Annotated in this window: 16 protein-coding genes and 2 pseudogenes; 12 read left to right on the forward strand and 6 right to left on the reverse strand. The window is 63.7% G+C overall.

Going from position 1 to position 17,836, the window contains the following annotated elements:
- Nucleotides 1-25 precede the first annotated feature (25 nt).
- On the forward strand, nucleotides 26-922 hold the full coding sequence (locus tag EJ070_RS17175; RefSeq protein WP_126092435.1) for a LysR family transcriptional regulator: 897 nt from the start codon (nucleotides 26-28) through the stop codon (nucleotides 920-922).
- Between the two features lie 21 nt (nucleotides 923-943).
- Here EJ070_RS17175 and EJ070_RS17180 read toward each other — a convergent pair whose 3' ends face one another.
- The 3 genes from EJ070_RS17180 to EJ070_RS17195 form a co-directional block, all read right to left on the reverse strand.
- Nucleotides 944-1,441, reverse strand: coding sequence for an isoprenylcysteine carboxylmethyltransferase family protein (locus EJ070_RS17180; RefSeq protein WP_126092436.1), 498 nt, complete (start codon nucleotides 1,439-1,441; stop codon nucleotides 944-946).
- A gap of 669 nt (nucleotides 1,442-2,110) precedes the next feature.
- On the reverse strand, nucleotides 2,111-4,162 hold the full coding sequence (locus EJ070_RS17185) for an elongation factor G (protein WP_126092437.1): 2,052 nt from the start codon (nucleotides 4,160-4,162) through the stop codon (nucleotides 2,111-2,113).
- 257 nt (nucleotides 4,163-4,419) lie between these two features.
- Nucleotides 4,420-5,949: an EAL domain-containing protein gene (locus tag EJ070_RS17195; RefSeq protein WP_126092439.1), complete on the reverse strand. Its 1,530-nt coding sequence runs from the start codon at nucleotides 5,947-5,949 to the stop codon at nucleotides 4,420-4,422.
- Between the two features lie 308 nt (nucleotides 5,950-6,257).
- Between EJ070_RS17195 and EJ070_RS17200 the strand changes: the two genes are divergently transcribed.
- Nucleotides 6,258-6,653 carry a cupin domain-containing protein gene (locus EJ070_RS17200; RefSeq protein ID WP_126092440.1) on the forward strand — a complete coding sequence of 132 codons (396 nt, stop codon included), beginning with the start codon at nucleotides 6,258-6,260 and terminating at the stop codon, nucleotides 6,651-6,653.
- Between the two features lie 65 nt (nucleotides 6,654-6,718).
- On the opposite strand, the gene EJ070_RS17205 is transcribed toward EJ070_RS17200, so the two are convergent.
- A complete protein-coding gene (locus EJ070_RS17205; protein ID WP_126092441.1) occupies nucleotides 6,719-7,921 on the reverse strand; it encodes a pyridoxal phosphate-dependent aminotransferase in 1,203 nt (400 codons plus the stop codon).
- A 203-nt stretch (nucleotides 7,922-8,124) separates the two neighbouring features.
- Here EJ070_RS17205 and EJ070_RS17210 point away from each other — a divergent pair, with 203 nt between their 5' ends.
- The 3 genes from EJ070_RS17210 to EJ070_RS17220 all read left to right on the forward strand — a co-directional run bounded on the left by EJ070_RS17210 (nucleotide 8,125) and on the right by EJ070_RS17220 (nucleotide 10,576).
- The gene (locus tag EJ070_RS17210) at nucleotides 8,125-9,024 is read left to right on the forward strand and encodes an EAL domain-containing protein (protein ID WP_126092442.1); all 900 of its coding nucleotides are present in this window, start codon (nucleotides 8,125-8,127) and stop codon (nucleotides 9,022-9,024) included.
- Nucleotides 9,021-9,881, forward strand: coding sequence for an EAL domain-containing protein (locus tag EJ070_RS17215; RefSeq protein ID WP_126092443.1), 861 nt, complete (start codon nucleotides 9,021-9,023; stop codon nucleotides 9,879-9,881). Before EJ070_RS17210 ends, EJ070_RS17215 begins: the two co-directional genes overlap by 4 nt.
- A gap of 86 nt (nucleotides 9,882-9,967) precedes the next feature.
- Nucleotides 9,968-10,576: a glutathione S-transferase family protein gene (locus EJ070_RS17220; protein WP_126092444.1), complete on the forward strand. Its 609-nt coding sequence runs from the start codon at nucleotides 9,968-9,970 to the stop codon at nucleotides 10,574-10,576.
- Between the two features lie 453 nt (nucleotides 10,577-11,029).
- On the opposite strand, the gene EJ070_RS17225 is transcribed toward EJ070_RS17220, so the two are convergent.
- On the reverse strand, nucleotides 11,030-11,242 hold the full coding sequence (locus tag EJ070_RS17225) for a cold-shock protein (protein ID WP_126092445.1): 213 nt from the start codon (nucleotides 11,240-11,242) through the stop codon (nucleotides 11,030-11,032).
- Between the two features lie 267 nt (nucleotides 11,243-11,509).
- On the opposite strand from EJ070_RS17225, the gene EJ070_RS17230 reads away from it, so the two are divergent.
- Nucleotides 11,510-11,839: a hypothetical protein gene (locus tag EJ070_RS17230; RefSeq protein WP_126092446.1), complete on the forward strand. Its 330-nt coding sequence runs from the start codon at nucleotides 11,510-11,512 to the stop codon at nucleotides 11,837-11,839.
- Between the two features lie 26 nt (nucleotides 11,840-11,865).
- Here the strand turns inward: EJ070_RS17230 and EJ070_RS17235 are convergent, their stop codons facing one another.
- The gene (locus EJ070_RS17235; RefSeq protein ID WP_126092447.1) at nucleotides 11,866-12,435 is read right to left on the reverse strand and encodes a methylated-DNA--[protein]-cysteine S-methyltransferase; all 570 of its coding nucleotides are present in this window, start codon (nucleotides 12,433-12,435) and stop codon (nucleotides 11,866-11,868) included.
- A gap of 175 nt (nucleotides 12,436-12,610) precedes the next feature.
- On the opposite strand from EJ070_RS17235, the gene EJ070_RS17240 reads away from it, so the two are divergent.
- The 6 genes and pseudogenes from EJ070_RS17240 to EJ070_RS17260 form a co-directional block, all read left to right on the forward strand.
- Nucleotides 12,611-13,561 (forward strand): lytic transglycosylase domain-containing protein, encoded by a 951-nt coding sequence (locus tag EJ070_RS17240; RefSeq protein WP_126092448.1) that lies wholly within the window; start codon nucleotides 12,611-12,613, stop codon nucleotides 13,559-13,561.
- Between the two features lie 47 nt (nucleotides 13,562-13,608).
- Nucleotides 13,609-14,106, forward strand: coding sequence for a GNAT family N-acetyltransferase (locus tag EJ070_RS17245; protein WP_126092449.1), 498 nt, complete (start codon nucleotides 13,609-13,611; stop codon nucleotides 14,104-14,106).
- A 441-nt stretch (nucleotides 14,107-14,547) separates the two neighbouring features.
- A complete protein-coding gene (locus EJ070_RS17250; protein ID WP_189350556.1) occupies nucleotides 14,548-15,816 on the forward strand; it encodes an ABC transporter substrate-binding protein in 1,269 nt (422 codons plus the stop codon).
- 110 nt (nucleotides 15,817-15,926) lie between these two features.
- Nucleotides 15,927-16,841 carry a sugar ABC transporter permease gene (locus EJ070_RS17255; protein WP_126095798.1) on the forward strand — a complete coding sequence of 305 codons (915 nt, stop codon included), beginning with the start codon at nucleotides 15,927-15,929 and terminating at the stop codon, nucleotides 16,839-16,841.
- Nucleotides 16,838-16,933, forward strand: a pseudogene (locus tag EJ070_RS36295) (carbohydrate ABC transporter permease); the annotation flags it as partial. The gene EJ070_RS17255 and the pseudogene EJ070_RS36295, both read left to right, overlap by 4 nt.
- Before the next feature lie 158 nt (nucleotides 16,934-17,091).
- Nucleotides 17,092-17,814, forward strand: a pseudogene (locus tag EJ070_RS17260) (carbohydrate ABC transporter permease); the annotation flags it as partial.
- Between the last annotated feature and the right edge of the window lie 22 nt (nucleotides 17,815-17,836).

Raw genomic sequence — 17,836 nt, forward strand, 5'->3', positions numbered from 1 at the left:
CGCCAAAGGCAACACGAGGGGAATCATGGCGCTGGACTGGGACAAGCTACGCGTGTTTCACGCTGCGGCGGAGGCTGGGTCGTTCACCCATGCCGCCGAGACGCTGCATCTGTCGCAATCGGCGATCTCGCGGCAGGTCAGCGCGCTGGAGCATGACGTCGGCGTGGCGCTGTTCCATCGCCACGCGCGCGGCCTTGTGCTGACCGAGCAGGGTGAGATGCTGTTTCGCACGGCACATGACGTGCTGATGAAGCTGGAGACGATCAAGTCGCGGCTGACCGAGACCAAGGATCGCCCCTCCGGCGTCCTGAGGGTCACGACCACGGTAGGCCTGGGCGCCGGCTGGCTGACCGAGCGGGTGCAGGAATTCATCGAGCTCTATCCCGAGATCAGCCTGCAGCTCATCCTCGCCAATGAGGAGCTCGACCTCACCATGCGCCAGGCCGACTGCGCCATCCGCCTGCGGCAGCCGCAGCAGCCGGATCTCATCCAGCGCCGGCTGTTCACCGTGCATTTCCATCTCTATGCGGCCCCTTCCTATGTGGCCAAGTTCGGTAAGCCGGCCTCGATCGCCGAGCTCAGGAACCACCGGATCGTCACTTTCGGCGTGCCGGTGCCCGCGCATCTGTCGGAACTGAACTGGCTGGAGACGGTGGGCGATTTCGAGGGCGGGAAAAGGGTGCCGACGTTGCAGATCAACGACATCCTGTCGATCAAGCGCGCGGTGCAAGGCGGCGCCGGCATCGCCATGCTGCCCGACTACGTCATCAGCAAGGACTCCAACCTGGTCCAGTTGCTGCCCGAGACCGAGGTGCCGTCCTTCGACACCTATTTCGCCTATCCGGATGCGATGAAGAACCAGGCAAAGCTGCATGTGTTCCGCGATTTCATCATCGCAAAGGCGCGCAGCTGGTCATTCTGAGACGCCGTCGGGCGTAAGCTGCTACCCGCGCCAGGGCGTGATGCGCGGCAGCCAGCCGGGCACGGCGCGGCGGTAGGTTTCGTATTCGGCGCCATAGCGACGGGCGAGCGTCGGCTCCTCGTAGACCTTGACGAAGGAGATCATCGCCGCCGCGGCGATCAGGCCGTAGACGAAAACGGCCCAGCTCGAAAAGATGAGCACCTGGCCGAGGATGATCGAGAGCACCGCGACGTACATGGGATTGCGCACATGGCGGTAGATGCCGCCGACCACCAGTTTCTCGGTGGGCGCCACGGGGGCGGGGGTGCCAAGGCCCTCCAGGGCGAAGCGGGCGAAGGCGTGAAGCAGGATCCCCGCCGCACCGATCACCAGGATCCAGCCCAGAGGCACGAAACCCGGCACCATGGACAGCGGCATGCGATAATGGTCGGTCAGCAGCCAGGGTATCAGCCCTGCGACCACGCCAGGTGCCGCAATCAGGAACAGCGCACTGCCGGCGATTGCCGAAAAAGTCCGCATCAGGCCCTTCCTGCCGCAAAAATAACCGCGACCTGCCCGAGTCCGCATCATTTTGAATTTAGCGTATTTCGGGAGCAGAATCCGACCCGATTTGCATATCAGCAATCGCTTTCAGTGCGAAAATGCCCAAGATTCGGCGATTTTTTTCTGGTCCTATCGGTCCATGGAATGGGTTGGACCACAGCCTGCGTCTTTTTGCATGCGTGTGTTGCAAAATAGATGCTTGTTTCTTGGGCATGATGAGCACATATATAGTTCATCTCCAGGGCGCGTTCTCCTCCCATTAGCGCCCTCGAGTGTTCCCCTCTGGAGGTTAGCCCTAATCGGCACTTCCAATCAAACTCAGCCGGATCTTTATTGATCCGGCTTTTTTGTTGCCCGAAGATCACGCCGATACCGGAAATGCGTGCGCGGGAGCCACGTAACAGTGACATGTAACATCGGGTAACATGTCGCGGACGCACTCTATCGATTAAGTAGATCATAGGACGCGGTTGGTCGGTCCGGGAGATGGGGGCATCACTCGGACAGGCCGGGCTCAGGCAGCTACCGCGTCCGAACCATTTTTCCTGCTGCGGCGGACCTGCCGTTTGCCTCCCAGGAAACGGTCCGCAATAAGAACGGCGTCCGGAAAATCCGGGCGCCGTTTTCGTGTTCTCGACAAGTCGATCAGGCGGCCTTGCCGTTGGCGTTCATCGCCTCGTCGGCCAGGCGGCCGGTCAGCTCGGCCATATGGTCGAAGCCGGCCTTGTAGCTGGCGACGCCCGCCGTCGCCGAGCGCAGCTCGATGATCAGGTCGCCGATCTCGGCCTGCGGCATGGTCGCCTCGACCACGTCCCAGCCCGGCCAGCCGGGCCGCGCGTCATAGCCAAGGATTTGGCCGCGCCGCTGCGGGATCAGCGCGATGATCTTCGAGGTCGCATCGGACGGCGTGACGATCTCGACCTTCATGATCGGCTCCAGCAGAACCGGCGAGCAGGCCGCCATGCCTTCCTTCATCGCCAGCTTCGCCGCCATCTGGAAGGCCATGTCGGAGGAGTCGACCGCGTGGTAGGAACCATCCGACAGGTTGACGGCGACATCGACCACCGGGAAGCCGAGCGGACCGTTCTTCAGATAGTCGCGAATGCCCGTCTCCACCGACTGGATGTAGGTCTTGGGCACGACGCCGCCGGTAATGGTGTCGGTGAACTGGAAGCCCGAGCCGCGCGGCAGCGGCTTGATCTCGATCACCACGTCGCCGAACTGACCGTGGCCGCCTGACTGCTTCTTGTGGCGGCCGCGCTGCTGTGCCGATTTGCGGATCGTTTCGCGATAAGGCACCGCCGGCGAATGGCCTTCGATCGGGATCTGGTTCTTGCCCTCCAGGCGCTCGCGCACCACGCGCAGGTGCATCTCGCCATGACCCGACAGCACGGTCTCGGCGGAGTCCTGATTGTGATGCAGGCTGAGCGAAGGGTCTTCCTCGGCAAGCCTCTGGATGGCCGCCGACATCTTGACCTCGTCCTTGCGCTCCTTGGGGCGCAGCGCGAAGGCGAACACCGGCTGTGGCGATTCCAGCGTGACCAGAGGTTTGATGCCGCCCTTGGCCGAGCTCAGCGTCTGGCCGGTCCTGGCGTTGTCGAGCTTGCCAAGCGCGACGGTGTCGCCGGCCCCGGCCGATGGCAGCTTCAACTGGTCCTTGCCCAGCATCTTGTAGATGCCGGAGACCTTCGCCGTGTCGCCGTTGGAGAGGAAAAGCTCGGCCGCGTCGGCCAACTGCCCGGAAAGCACGCGCGAGACGGACAGCTTGCCGCCATGCGCGGTGTGAATGGTTTTCATCACCTGCACGACCGTCTGGTTGCCGTCCGGCGCGCCCAGGCGCTTGCGGGTCGCCTCGATGTCCGGCGCGTCGTGGCGGATCGTCTTCAGCAGGCGCAGTACGCCATTGCCTTTCTCCGCCGTGCCGATCAGCACCGGCGTTACCGTGCCGGCACGGAGGTCGGCGGCAAGGTCATCGAAGATTGCGTCCTTCGGCGGCTCGATCTCCTCCAGCAACTGCTCCATCAACTGGTCGTCATGATCGGCCAGCGTCTCCAGCATCGAGAAGCGGGCCTCGAGTTCGCGCGCCTTGTCGTCGTTCGGAATCTCGGCGACCTGGCTCTCGGCATATTCGCGGTAGACATAGGCCCGCTCGAGCGCCAGATCGATCGAGCCGATGACGACGCCGTCCTTGCGCAACGGAATCTGGCGAAGCAGCAGCGGCACCGAACTCGCCGGCTGCAGCATCTTCAGTGTCTCGCGCACGCCGGCGATCGCCTTGTCCACCTTGTTGAGGAACAGGATGCGCGGCACGCCGAGGTCATCGAGCTTGCGCATGATGAGCTGCAGCGCGGGTATCTTCTTTTCGTCCGCTTCGGCAACGACGACTGCGACATCGCAGGCTGCAAGCACCGGCTCGGCCTCAAAGGCGAATTCGATGGAGCCGGGGCAATCGACGAAGGTGAACTGCTCGCCCATGAATTCCGTGGTGGCAAAGGTGGCCTCCACGCTCATCGCGTGGGCGCGGGCTTCTGGCGAATGATCGGAAACTGTGTTGCCCGATGAAACGGGATTCTGGCGGGGGATGGCGCCCGTGCGGGCGAGGATTGCTTCGAGAAGTGTCGTCTTACCGCTTGCGAAGGGACCGACTATGGCAATGCATTTCGGTCCCGTGCGTCGTCCTCCGGCGCGAGTACCCATGGCTGACCTCCACTCAGGCGTTTCCCAAGAGAGCGATCAGCAAAAGTGGAAACCGGTTTTGCGTCCGATCGCACTCTGTGAAGAGCGGCGGCCGGCCTGTTCGGCCGTCGCGGGCGGGGTTGTTGCTCACCGCCTGCCCAAGGCCATCGTCACACGGGTTCGCGGAGAGGGCAAGAAAAATAGGAAGTGCGCCGGCTTTGGTTTTGTCAGGCGCGCCCAGTTTGTGCAGCGCTTGGCCTGTCAGCGCGCCTAGTCTGTCAGGCGCTCAGGGCCAGCGACTGTTTATCGGCAGCGCAGAGCGCGCTCGTCTTGTCGCGCGGCGCCGGCTTGCCGAAGAAATAGCCCTGAAAGCGGCTGCAGCCGGCCGCACGAGCCAGGGTGAACTCCTCCGACGTCTCCACGCCTTCGGCGACGATGGTGATGTCCTGGATGCGGGCGATCTGGGCGAGCGCGGAAACGAAGATCTGCGCCACCTGGTCGTGGGCGAGGCTGCGGATGTAGGAACGGTCGATCTTGACGCAGTCGATGGGCAGGGTCTTCAGGTAGTTGAAGCCGCAATGACCGGTGCCGAAGTCGTCGAGCGCGATGTCGAAGCCAAGCCCGCGCAAGGCTTCCAGGCGCCTGAGGATCTCCGGCGTCGCGGCGGTTGCGACCGTCTCGGTGATCTCGATGATGAACTCGGATGCCGACCGGCCGGTCTCGCGCAGTATGCGGTCGCACATCGTGACGATCTCATCGCGCTTCAACTGCTCGCCGGAGACGTTGATCGAGATGCGTCGCCCCGGAAACTGGCCGATATCGGCGCAAGCGCGCTTGAACACCCATTCGCCGATCATGTCGATCAAGGTCGAGCGCTCGGCGATCGGGATGAACTCGGCCGGCGAGATCAGGCCGCGGACGGGATGACGCCAGCGGATCAAACCTTCTAGAGCGTCGATGGAGCCCTCGGCGCCCATGATCGGCTGATAGTGGAGCTCCAACTCGCCAAGATAGACGGCCGCGCGCAGTTCGCGCTCCACGAGCCGGCGATAACGCTTGTCCGACAGCATCTCCTCGTCGAAGACCGTGACACGACCCCGGCCAGCCGCCTTGCTTTCGTAGAGCGCGAGATCGGCAAGCAACATCAATTCGGTGGGGTTGGAAGCGTGCAGCGGCGCAAGCGCAACCCCCAACGAGATCGACAGCGGAACGACCTTGCCTTCATGCCGCTTTCCGGCCCGCATCGCGTCGAGCAGCCGGCGGACATCCTTGTTGAGGGCAGCCGTGTCGCCATGCGGGACGATGACGCCGAACTCGTCGCCGCCCAGCCGTCCGATAAGGCTGTCGTCAAAGATGCGCTCAGCCTCCTTGACCACATAAGCGAGCGCGAGGTCGCCGAACTGGTGGCCGAAGGTGTCATTGAGCTGCTTGAAATGGTCGAGGTCGATCAACAGAAGGCTCGCTTGCCGGCGGTTGCGCAAGGTGCCCAGACTGTCGCTCAACGCTTCGAGGAAATAGCGCCGGGTCATGGCGCCGGTCATTGCGTCGACGCTGAGGAAGCGGTGCTTCTCGGCTTCGGCGTCCGCCGCCGACTGCAGGCGCTGGACGACGCTCGAGCGCATATACATCAGCACCAGCAGCGCCAGGCCGGTCGATATCGCCGACAAGGCGAGAGCCGTGGCGCGCGAGGCATCTTCGGTCAGTCCGAAGGCGGCAATTGCCGTAGCGGCGATGCTCGCCACGAGCAGTGCCTGAATGCCGCGGTAAATCCTGCCGCTATGATCCTTGATTGTCGCCAAGATGCTCATGTCCGCGCCCCCCACAGCACGGGCCATGGCTAGAGCCGAGCGGTTAAAAAGACATTGAGCGCGGCGACTGTCTTGCTTCGTTCCCCAATGCTCGGCCGACTGCCTCATTTTATGGTTAAAAAGCAACAATTTATGACAGTATTTTAAACAGCTGACAGAAAGATTTGACGCACCACTAAAGCTGCTTCGACGCTGTCATCATTGGCAGCGGAAAGACCCGTTGCACTAGCCTCATAGCCGGTTGAAACTACATCCTGAGATGCGCCGCTTCCGGCTTGCTGTTTCGTCAACGATTGAGGATTTGAACGATGAAGATCATTGCGTGCGGCAGCGTGCCGACGATCATTGCGCCGGAAAAGTATTTCACCGGCAAGGTGCTGCAGACACCGATCATCGAGAAGGAGGCGCCGGCGCGGCTCAGGGCGACGCTGGTCAGCTTTGAACCCGGCGCGCGCACCCATTGGCATACGCATCCGCTTGGCCAGACGCTCTATGTGACTTCGGGCGCCGGGCTTGCGCAAACGTGGGGCGGGCCGATCGAGGCGATCAGGGCGGGCGACGTCATCTCGTTCGCGCCGGGCGAAAAGCACTGGCACGGCGCCGGGCCGAAAACCACGATGACGCATGTCGCCATGCAGGAGGCGATGGACGGCGTCCACGCCGATTGGCTCGAGGCCGTCTCCGACGAGCAATATGGCGGCTGAGCGCCGTCAACAAAAACCCGGCGCGCGAAGCCGGGTTTTTTTTATCTGGGTGGCTACGCTGCCGTTCAGGTCAGCGATGCAGTAAAACGCTGGATGCGGGTGCAGGCTTCCTCCAGCAGCGTCTCCGACGTCGCATAGGAGATGCGGAAGTTCGGACCAAGGCCGAAGGCCGAGCCGAACACCACCGCGACACCCTCGGCGTCGAGCAGCTCCGAGCAGAAAACCTCGTCGCTGTCGATGACCTTGCCGGCCCTGGTCTTCCTGCCGATCAGCTCAGCGCAGGACGGATAGACATAGAAGGCGCCTTCCGGCGACGGACAGGTGATGCCGCGCGCCTGGTTGAGCATCGAGACGACGAGATCGCGCCGGCCTTGGAAGATCGCCTTGTTCCTGGCGATGAAGTCCTGCGGGCCGTTGAGCGCCTCGACGGAAGCCCATTGCGCGATGGTGCAGGCGCCCGAGGTCTGCTGGCCCTGGATCATGTCCATCGCCTTGATCAGCGGCACCGGGCCGGCGGCGTAGCCGATGCGCCACCCGGTCATGGCATAGGCTTTCGACACGCCGTTCATGGTGAGCGTCCGCTCGTAGAGCTTCGGCTCGACCTCGGCGATGGTCTTGAAGACGAAGTCGCCATAGGTCAGATGCTCGTACATGTCGTCGGTCAACGTCCAGACATGCGGGTGCTTGAGCAAAACGTCGGCCAGCGCCCGAAGCTCGGCTTCGGTGTAGGCGGCGCCCGACGGGTTGGACGGCGAGTTCATCAGCAGCCATTTGGTCTTCGGCGTGATCGCCTTTTCCAACACTTCAGCGGTCAGCTTGAAGCCGTTGTCGATCGAAGTGTCGGCGAAAACCGACGTGCCGCCGCAGATCGCCACCATTTCCGGGTAGCTCACCCAATAGGGGCGGGGAATGATGACCTCGTCGCCGGGGTTCAGCGTCGCCATGAAGGCGTTGAACAGGATCTGCTTGCCGCCGGTGCCGACGATGGTCTGCTCCGGCCGGTAGTCGAGATTGTTCTCGCGCTTGAACTTCCTGGCGATCGCCTCGCGCAGCGGCACGATGCCGGAAACCGGCGGATACTTGGTCTCGCCGCGGCGGATCGCGTCGATCGCCGCGTTCTTGATGTTGTCGGGCGTGTCGAAGTCCGGCTCGCCGGCGCCGAGGCCGATGACGTCACGGCCGGCATTTTTCAGCTCGCGCGCTTTCTGCGTCACCGCGATGGTCGCGGAAGGCTTCACGCGGGAAAGGGCGTCGGCAAGAAAGGCCATGACAGGGCGTCTCCAAGAGAATGGCGGCCAGGAGCGGCCGCGGCGCCTCTCATGTCGCATCATCGGCCCCAGCGCAAGCATTGTCGGATGATCCAGAGGTCAAGGTGGCGTGAGCGGCAACTATAAATTCATCAACGACCGGTAAACCCTTGGCTGGCAGGATGGCTGATTGAATTCCGCTGGTTTGGCGGAGCGAGGGACCCTTGTCGCGCAGCACCGGGCTTGCCCATATCATCCGTCATGATGACGGCACCTCCAGCGGTGTCTGGGGTATCTACACGCTGCAGAGCGCCTTCCAGCCGATCTTCGCCTTCAACGAGGGCAAGCTTTCTGTCGCCGCCTTCGAGGGGCTGATCCGGCCGTTCCGCGACGGCGAGCCGCAGTCGCCGATGAGCTTCTTTGGCACCTGCCCGGCGGGCGAACGGCTGCCTATCGAGGGGCTGACCAGGACGCTGCACCTGCTCAACGCCGGCGCCTGTTTGCCGCAAGAGGCATCCATCTTCATCAATTTCGATCCGTCGGTGTTCACCGACCGCGCCATTGTCGACAAGGCGCTGCGCGACATGCGCCTGGTGCTGCACGAGGCTGGCATCGATCCGCGCCGCATCGTCTGCGAGGTGACCGAGCAGAGGTCGGCTTCGCAGGAGACGCTCTACAGCTTTGTCGAAGCGCTCAGAGCCAACGGCTTCCGCATCGCCGTCGACGATTATGGCGCCGACGATTCCGACATCAACCGCGTCAAGGAATTGAGGCCGGATATCGTCAAGTTCGACGCCCACTGGATCACACAGCTCATGGAGTCCGGGGCCGGTTTCGCGCTGCTGAGCGCGATGGTGAAGAGCTTCGAAAGCCAGGGTATCCGGACGGTTTTCGAAGGTATCGAGGAAGGCTGGCAGTTGGACCTCGCCGAGAAATCCGGCGCCTCGATGGTGCAAGGCTATGTGCTTGCCCGGCCGGAGCTCGCCTCGACCAGTTTTCGCGGTTTCGGCAAGAGCATGCAGGTGCCTGCGGCTGACGAGAGCAAGGCCAATTTTGCCACCAGTCCCGCTCCTGTGCCGCCGTCGCGGCCTGCGAAGGCGTTCGGGCGCAAGGTGACGCCATGAATGCGCGGCCCGAGAGGCGGCGCAATGCCGCCGAGGCGATCTTCGCCGACGAGATCGGCCTCCAGTTCGGTGTCTATCGCGAGTTCCGGCTGTGGAGCGCCTATCAGCCGATCTTCGCGCCGCAGGGCAGGACGCTCAAGGCTGTCGCCGTCGAAGCGCTGATCGAGCCGCGCCGGGTCGCGACACCCGTTGCGCCGCAGGTTTTCTTCGACAGCGTAGCGGCATCGGATCGCCTCTTTGTCGAGACGATGTGCCGGATGCTGCATCTCGGCAACTACCGCAACATCGGCGTCGATGGGCTTACGCTGTTCTTCAACTACGACCCGATGATCAACGATCACCTCGGGCGGGCGCTGGCCGAGATCCGCCTTATGACCAGGCATCTCGGCGATTTCGGACTCGAGCCTGCCATGCTGGTCTGCGAGATCACCGAACAGGCGGCCGATGACCATGTGCTCGCCAGCCTGGTGCGCGAGATGAGGCATGACGGCATCCGCATCGCCATCGACGATTTCGGCACCGGACATTCGACCGAAGCGCGCATCGGCCTGCTGTCGCCCGACATCGTCAAGATCGACGGGGGCTGGTTCGCCGAATTCTGCCGCCACGCCGCTGCCGAGCGGTTCTTCCGGCCGCTGGTCTCGATGCTGCACGACCGCGGCGCCAAGGTGCTGGTCGAAGGCATCGAGCAGGCCACCCATCTGCGCGTGGCACTCGACGGTGGCGTCGACCTCCTGCAGGGATACCACCTTGCCCGGCCGGCGCTTGCCGGCACGGTCTTCAACGAAGAGCCGCTCTCGGTCGACGCGCTGCTCGGCATGGACAACAAGGTCGTGCCCTTGCATCAGCGTCGCTGATGCTTTCACTCAAAAACAAATCAATGGATGGGACTCGCAGAAGCAAGTTAGAGGCTTCTTGATCGCTCGATATGCCGGAGAGGGCCATGATACTTTATGACATGATCGACAGCGGCAATTGCTACAAGCCGCGTCTTTTGATGGCTAAGCTCGGCATTCCCTTCACCCGTATCGAGGTGAGTTCGCATACCGGCGAGACGCGCAAGGCCGACTACGTCGCCAAGAACCCGAACGCGATGGTGCCGCTGCTCGAGCTCGACGACGGCAGGCGCATCGCCGAATCCAACGCCATACTGCTCTATCTCGCCGAAGGCACGCGCTTCCTGCCGGCCGACAGATATGAGCGGGCGCTGGCCTATCAGTGGCTGTTCTTCGAGCAGTACAGCCACGAGCCCTATATCGCGGTGCGCAAGGCGCTGCTGACCTTTCCGGAGAGGGCCAAGGACGCCACACCGGAACGGCTCGCCTTGACGCTGGAGCGCGGCAACAAGGCGCTCGGCGTGATGAACAAGCATCTGGAGCAGAACGCCTTCTTCGCCGGCAGCGCTTACAGCGTCGCCGACATCGCGCTCTATGCCTACACCCACACCGCCGAGAAGGGCGGCTTCCAGCTCGACGCCTATCCGGCCGTGGTGGAATGGCTGAAGCGGGTCGAGGCGGACGAAGGGCACGTGCCGATCGAGTGGGTGCCCTGAGCAGGCCACGTCGGCAATTGGCGAAAGCTTCGACGAGAGCGTCCTTCTCCCCGTCATTATACGGGGAGAAGATGGTGGCAGCCAGATGAGGGCGGCGCCGACCTCTGGCGTTGATTTGCTACCTGGATCTCCGGCAAAGCAAGCGAAGCTTGTCGCGACCCGTCGCGCTGCCCCTCATCGCCCTGCCGGGCACTTCCCCCGTATAATGACGGGGAGAAGGATGCAGCTTCGCCGGTTTCGCCAATCGCCGGAAATCAGGCAACAAAAAAGGCGGGCAATGCCCGCCTTCCTATGCCGGTAGCCTGATCGGGAGCGTTGGGGCCGGGCCGTCGGCAATCCGCCGCTTCGGCTTGTCGGGTCCTTCCGCTCCGGCGCGCTTGTCGCGCGACCGTCAGTACATCCGTGACTCGCCGCGCGCTCCAGGCTCTCGCCCAGCGCGCGCCCTGCGCGAAATCAGGCTGCCTTGCTCAGAGATCCAGCAGCGGACTTGCCGGTGCGGCGGTCCTGCTCGATCTCGAAGTTGATCTTCTGGCCTTCGATGAGGCTGGTCATGCCAGCGCGCTCGACGGCGGAGATGTGAACGAAAACGTCCGCACCGCCATTGTCAGGCTGGATGAAGCCGAAGCCCTTGGTGGCGTTGAACCACTTGACCGTACCAGTTGCCATTAGAATGTCCTTCACATTTGCTTTGGTTTGACCGGACCGAAGTCCAGCCGGCGGTATCGAAATTTTGGAGATAGACGTCAGCAAACGCGAAGATCGCGAGGCCCGATCGATCGGCCAAATTCAATGGAGCGGATATAGTATGGTTCGCGGATGAAAACAAGATGGAGTTGCAGGCATGCTCCCAATGGGTGCCCTGATAGCGTGGAAGTTTTGAGGTCAGGCGCGCGTTGTGGAGGGAAGACACGCGCGCGATTGTAGGAGAGGACCATGAGAACCATTCTGCTTGCCGCCTGCCTGATGCTGGTGGCCGCCGAGGCACAGGCTGTCTCGCGCTACGACCCGACGCGCATGAGCTGCGGTCGCGTGCAGGCGACGATCGCCAGGCAGGGCGCCATCATCCTGCGCTACCAGTCGTCGCGCGTGCCTGGGCTGCCGCTTTATGATCGCTATGTGCGGGACGAGCGCTTCTGCAACATGGGCGAGGTGAGGGCGAGGGCCTATGTGCCCAGCGCCGACACCAAGTCCTGCCCCGTCTATGTCTGCAAGCGGCCGGACTTCGACCGGCATTTTCGACGCCGCCTCTTCCCGCATCGCTAGGGGAGCCCGGCGTTCGGCAGGTTTTGTCAGAAACCGAATGATGCCTGCGCGGCCGGAGGCGGGCCGACGCGCACGCCTTCCATGGCGAGCATCTTCTCCTTGGTGGCCGAACCGCCGGGCGCGGAGAAGCCGCCGATCTTGCCGCCCGCGGCGAGGATGCGGTGGCACGGAATGACCAGCGGCACCGGGTTGGCACCGAGCGCGGCACCGGTTTCGCGCGCGAGCCCGGAATGACCGGCGCGCTTGGCCAATTCGCCATAGGTGGTGGTCTCGCCGAAGCCGAGCTTGCGCGCGGCGTCGTAGATGGCGAGACGGAAATCGTCGACGCCGTCGAGATCGACCGGCACGCCGGAGAAATCGACATCCTCTCCGGCCGCATAGGCCTTGATCGAGGCGATCAATTCGACCACCCATTTCGGCTGTTCGGTAGAGCTTGAAACGCCGGCATGGCGAAACAGCCGGCGCTCGATCGCTTCACGGCTGCGTTCGGGCAGGCAGAGCCGGATCAGGCCTTTTTCGCTCCAGGCAATGCCCATGAAGCCGATCACTGTTTCTAACACTGCGTGGCCGGCCGTGATCGGTGATGCGTTTTCCATGATGGGCTCCTTTTCGCAAACCGCGAAAAACGGGTACATCTACAGTACAGATAGGGAACAATATCGCAATTCCCCCCGAGTCTCGCCACCCGAAAACCGCATACCGGCCCCGATTGCCCGCTTGGAATCGCTGGTGTAAGGACTTTTTAACAACCGACAATCGGACCTGCAGGGCTTGGCAGCGAAAATCATCCTTACCGCGATCGGCGTGCTCGTTGCCGCTGCCGGTCTTAGCGGCTGTACCTCGACCTCGCAGACGAAGGCTGCGCCCCAGCTTGCGGCGGCTTCGACGCCGACCGTCGAGGATGACACGCCAACCGTCGCGTTGCCCGAAACCGTTGCCGTGCTGCCGGAGCCTTCCGGCCTTGCTCAGGTGCAGACGGCGGCTTTGACCGGCGATGCCGCAGCCACCGCCGCGGCAGGCGGACAGTTGCCGCCGCCCGCGCAGCCTGGTGCGCCGCTGCCGCCGCCCGCGCAGCCCGCCGCGTTTGCCGGCGCGACGCCCGTCGCCGGCCAGTTCCCGCCACCGCCCGTGCTGATGGCCGGCGCGTCGCCAACCGGGCCTGGCTCGCTCAAGCAGGCAGCCACCTACGCGACCGCCGGCGTTGCCATGCCGGTCACTGGCCAGTCTGCAAAGGTGGCCCCCATGCCCGGCGTTCAGCAGGTCGCCTATGTGGTGCCGCAGAACCCGGCGCTGCTTGCGCAACCGGGCCAGGCCGAAAAGCACGCCACGGGCCCACGCGCCGAGATCGAGCGGCTGATCGAGAAATATTCGGTGATCTACGAAGTGCCGGTCGATCTGGTGCGCTATGTCGTCAACCGCGAGAGCACGTTCAACCCGAAAGCCTACAATCACGGCCATTGGGGACTGATGCAGATCAAGCACGCCACGGCGCGCGGCATGGGCTATGACGGGCCGGCTACCGGTCTGTTCGACGCCGAGACCAATCTCAAATACGCGGTCAAATATCTGCGCGGCGCCTGGCTGGTCTCCGGCGGCAACGCCAAGCGGGCCGACACGCTCTACCAGACCGGCTATTATTACGACGCCAAGCGCAAGGGCCTGCTCGAGGAGACGGGCCTAGGCGTCGACCGCAGGCGGCATCGGCTGCCGCCCGACGCCTGAGGTTGCAACCTCAGCGCATGTCGCCCAAAAAAGTAGCGGTTTTGGCCATGCATGAAAATCCAGGTCCTCGCCCCGCGGCGCCCAACGACATTCGCCTTCGCAAGTTGCTCGACGATGCGCTGACCGCGCCGCATTGGCCGGACGGTTTCATCATGCGCCCGTTCGAGCACAGGGATGCGCAGGCCGTGCATGCGCTGCTGGAAGAGGTGTTCGACGACGGCACCGACGGGCCGTTCGAGGACTGGTGGCCGCGCATCCTCGGCAATGCGGAGTTCGATCCTGATCTCTTTTTCCTCGTCATCGACGGCAAGGGGCTGCTGGCGGGCGCGGCCCTTTGCCGGACGTCCGGCTTCGTCAGGGATCTCGCCGTTCACCCGGACTCCAGAGGGCATGGTATCGGCGAAGCGCTGATGCGGCATGTGTTCGTGACCTTCCGCGACAGGGGCGCCGCCCGTGTCGATCTCAAGACCAACACGGTCAAGAACGCCGCCGCCTTCAGGCTGTACGAGCGGCTGGGCATGGTTCCGGTCGCCTGGGAAGGCTAGGCCCGGAAGGCTAGGCTTGGAAAGGCTGGCGATTTCCAGCAGTCATCGGCGCCGCGGCGATCATCATGTGCAGGCATTGTGAACCACTTCACACAGGCTGACGTTAGGGCATGCTAATGCGTCGTCGTGCCGGGCGGCCGATCGGCGGATCGACGCTGGCAAGGCGTCGGAGGAGGCTGTGCCGGCATGCGTCAGCCACTCCAAGGTGGGCTCCGGGGCGGGGGTTTCGGAGCCCGCCCGCTTTCGTTTGAAATCCGCCCATCCATCCACCAGATTGCACATCTGCGCGCGCTTCGGTCAGGGGCCGACACGCCGCCGTTCATGCCGAATGGCTCATATTGGAACCCAAAGCGGTGCTCCGCATTCAAGTGCTGGGTGGGCATCTGATGGCTGTCGACGCGCGCGGTCTCCGTCGCCAGCGCCAAAGGGAGGTCCACCGCCTTGAAGCTTTTCCATGCATTTTTAGCGCTGGCAGTCGGCGCCATGCTGTCGGCTGCCCCGGCACGGGCCGTCGACCTGTCGATCGTGTCGGGAGACACCGGCAGCGGCATCAAGGTGCTGCGCGAGATACTCGACCAGTATGAGAAGAAGAGCGGCAACAAGGTCAACATCGTCGTCATGCCGCCGTCGACGACCGACCAGTTCGGCCAGTACAAGCTGTGGCTCGCCGCCGGCAACACCGACATCGACGTCTATCAGACCGATGTGATCTGGGCGCCGCAGCTCGCCAGCCAGCTCGTCGACCTGACCGCGGCGACCAAGGATGTCGTCGGTGCGCATTTCCCGTCGATCATCCAGTCGCAGACCGTCAACGGCAAGCTCATCGCGCTGCCGATCTTCACCGACGCGCCGGCGCTCTACTACCGCAAGGACCTGCTCGACAAATACGGCGCCAAGGTGCCGACCACCTGGAAGGAGCTGGCCGATACCGCCAAGCTCGTCATGGACAAGGAGCGGGCCGCCGGCAACAAGGACATGTGGGGCTTCGTCTTCCAGGGCAACGCCTATGAGGGGCTGACCTGCGACGCGCTCGAATGGGTGATGTCGAATGGCGGCGGCCAGATCATCGAGCCCGACGGCACCGTCTCCATCAACAATGCAAAGGCGGCGACGGCGCTCGACATGGCCAAGGGGTGGATCGGCACCATCGCGCCGCCCGGCGTGCTCGCCTACCAGGAAGAGGAATCGCGCGGCGTCTGGCAGACCGGCAATGCGGTCTTCATGCGCAACTGGCCCTATGCCTATGCGCTGGGCAACGGCCCTGACGCACCGATCAAGGGCAAGTTCGACGTGGCGCCGCTGCCGGCCGGCACGGACGAGGGCGCGCGGCCGGCCGCGACGCTCGGCGGCTGGAATCTTGCCGTCTCCAAATATTCGAAAAACCCAGACGCGGCGATCGATATGGTCAAGTTCATCGCCTCGCCCGAAATGCAGAAATACCGGACGCTGAGAACGTCCAACCTGCCGACCATCCAGGCGCTCTATGACGATGCCGACATCGCCAAGGAACAGCCGATCATCCCGCGCTGGAAAGAGGTCTTCCTCAACGCGGCGCCGCGCCCGTCCGCCGCGGTCAAGGTCAAATACAACGAGGCGTCGAGCCAGTTCTGGACCGCCGTGCACAAGACCTTGTCGGGCGAAGGCAGCGCCGTCGACAATCTCGCTGATCTCGAAGTGACGCTGACCAAGCTGAAGGGCAACGGCTGGTGACCGCGGAGCCTGCGGGGGCAGGCTCCGGCGTCGTCGCCGGCAGAGCGAGCGCCGGCAGGTCCGCGCCGGCGAAAGCCGAGGTGACCGCCCGGCGTCCATCCTCGCAACTGATGCGTCAGCGCGTACGCTCGGCCTGGCTGTTCCTCACGCCGATGCTTGTGGTGCTTGCCGCCGTCGCCGGCTGGCCGCTGATCCGCACGGTCTATTTCAGCTTCACCGATGCCTCGCTGTCCGATCTCGACGCCCGCCAGTGGGTCGGCTTCGGCAACTATTTCTCGGTGCTCAGCATGCCGAGCGGCCGCACCATATATGACGGGCTGCTGGTCGATCCGGTGTGGTGGCGCGCCGTCTGGAACACCGTGCGCTTCACGGCGATCTCGGTGACCTGCGAGACGATCCTCGGCATGATCGTGGCGCTGGTGCTCAACGCCGAGTTCCGTGGGCGCGGCATCGTCAGGGCGGCGATCCTCATTCCCTGGGCGATCCCGACGATCGTCTCGGCCAAGATGTGGCAATGGATGCTCAACGACCAGTTCGGCATCATCAATGTCGTGCTGCTCGGCCTCGGCCTGATCCATGCCAAGATCGCCTGGATCGCCAGCGCCGACACGGCGATGGTGGCGGTGCTGATCGTCGACATCTGGAAGACGACGCCGTTCATGGCGCTCTTGATCCTTGCGGCGCTGCAGATGCTGCCGCGCGAGATCCTCGAGGTCGCCAGGCTCGACGGCGCCAATCCGTGGCAGATCTTCTGGCGGGTGACCTTGCCGCTGATCCGCCCTGCGGTGATGGTGGCGGTGATCTTCCGCGCGCTCGATGCGCTGCGCATCTTCGACCTGATCTATGTGCTGACGCCCAACAATGTGCAGACCAAGTCGATGTCGGTGTTCGCGCGCGAGAACCTATTCGAGTTCGACAAGTTCGCCTATGGCTCGGCCGCCTCGACGCTGCTGTTCCTGATCCTCGCGCTGCTCACCATTTCCTACATCCGCATCGCCCGGATAAGCCTGGAAGGAGGCCGCTGATGGCAATGCTGAAGCGCGCGGCCTTCTACCTGCTGGTGGCGGGAATCGTCTTCATCGCCGTCTTCCCGTTCTATTACGCCATCGTCACCGCCTGAATCGGGCCGAGCGCGGCGAGCTCTGTGCCGGATTCGCTGAGCGCTCGATCCGTGCCATCGCTCGACCAGCCTCGATTCGCGCCCCCCCCCCCCCCCCCCCCCCCCCCCCCCCCCCCCCCCCCCCCCCCCCCCCCCCCCCCCCCCCCCCCCTGATCGGGACCGAGCTGTTCGAGGCGAGCTTGTGGCCGAAGACGCTCAGTCTCGCCAACTATCGGAATGTGCTCACCGAAGGCACATTCCTGCGCAACCTGGTGAATTCGCTGGTCGTCTCGGGCGCGGTCGTTCTGATATCGCTGCTGCTCGGCGTCACCGCGGCCTATTCGCTGGCGCGGATTCGTTTCCGCGGCCGTTCGGCGCTGATGCTCGCCATCCTGTCGGTCTCGATGTTTCCGCAGGTGGCGGTGCTGGCCGGTCTGTTCGAGATGATCCGCTGGGCCGGCCTCTACAATTCGCTCATCGCGCTGATCTTCTCCTACATGATCTTCACCTTACCGTTCACCGTCTGGGTGCTCACCACCTTCGTGCGCGACCTGCCGGTCGAGATCGAGGAAGCGGCGATCCTCGATGGCGCGACGCCTTGGATCATCATCACTCGCGTCTTCCTACCGCTGATGTGGCCGGCGCTGGCCACCACGGGGATGCTCGCCTTCATCGGCGCGTGGAACGAGTTCCTGTTCGCGCTGACCTTCACCTCCAACAACGCGCAGCGCACCGTGCCGGTGGCGATCGCGCTGCTGTCCGGCAGCTCGCAGTTCGAGATTCCCTGGGGCAACATCATGGCCGCGTCGGTCATCGTCACCGTGCCGCTGGTGGTGCTGGTGCTGATCTTCCAGCGCAAGATCGTTTCGGGTCTTACCGCCGGCGGGGTGAAAGGTTAGCACGCAACCGGCGCGCTCATGC

The sequence above is a fragment of the Mesorhizobium sp. M1E.F.Ca.ET.045.02.1.1 genome, assembly GCF_003952485.1.
Lineage (GTDB): Bacteria > Pseudomonadota > Alphaproteobacteria > Rhizobiales > Rhizobiaceae > Mesorhizobium.

What these genes read in the sequence shown, in the direction of transcription:
- EJ070_RS17205 (WP_126092441.1), bottom strand. Translation starts at nt 7,921, where the DNA reads ATGGCCTTTCTTGCCGACGCCCTTTCCCGCGTGAAGCCTTCCGCGACC.
- EJ070_RS17215 (WP_126092443.1), top strand. Translation starts at nt 9,021, where the DNA reads ATGAATGCGCGGCCCGAGAGGCGGCGCAATGCCGCCGAGGCGATCTTC.
- EJ070_RS17185 (WP_126092437.1), bottom strand. Translation starts at nt 4,162, where the DNA reads ATGGGTACTCGCGCCGGAGGACGACGCACGGGACCGAAATGCATTGCC.
- EJ070_RS17225 (WP_126092445.1), bottom strand. Translation starts at nt 11,242, where the DNA reads ATGGCAACTGGTACGGTCAAGTGGTTCAACGCCACCAAGGGCTTCGGC.
- EJ070_RS17230 (WP_126092446.1), top strand. Translation starts at nt 11,510, where the DNA reads ATGAGAACCATTCTGCTTGCCGCCTGCCTGATGCTGGTGGCCGCCGAG.
- EJ070_RS17195 (WP_126092439.1), bottom strand. Translation starts at nt 5,949, where the DNA reads ATGAGCATCTTGGCGACAATCAAGGATCATAGCGGCAGGATTTACCGC.
- EJ070_RS17220 (WP_126092444.1), top strand. Translation starts at nt 9,968, where the DNA reads ATGATACTTTATGACATGATCGACAGCGGCAATTGCTACAAGCCGCGT.
- EJ070_RS17200 (WP_126092440.1), top strand. Translation starts at nt 6,258, where the DNA reads ATGAAGATCATTGCGTGCGGCAGCGTGCCGACGATCATTGCGCCGGAA.
- EJ070_RS17245 (WP_126092449.1), top strand. Translation starts at nt 13,609, where the DNA reads ATGCATGAAAATCCAGGTCCTCGCCCCGCGGCGCCCAACGACATTCGC.
- EJ070_RS17175 (WP_126092435.1), top strand. Translation starts at nt 26, where the DNA reads ATGGCGCTGGACTGGGACAAGCTACGCGTGTTTCACGCTGCGGCGGAG.
- EJ070_RS17255 (WP_126095798.1), top strand. Translation starts at nt 15,927, where the DNA reads ATGCGTCAGCGCGTACGCTCGGCCTGGCTGTTCCTCACGCCGATGCTT.
- EJ070_RS17235 (WP_126092447.1), bottom strand. Translation starts at nt 12,435, where the DNA reads ATGGAAAACGCATCACCGATCACGGCCGGCCACGCAGTGTTAGAAACA.
- EJ070_RS17180 (WP_126092436.1), bottom strand. Translation starts at nt 1,441, where the DNA reads ATGCGGACTTTTTCGGCAATCGCCGGCAGTGCGCTGTTCCTGATTGCG.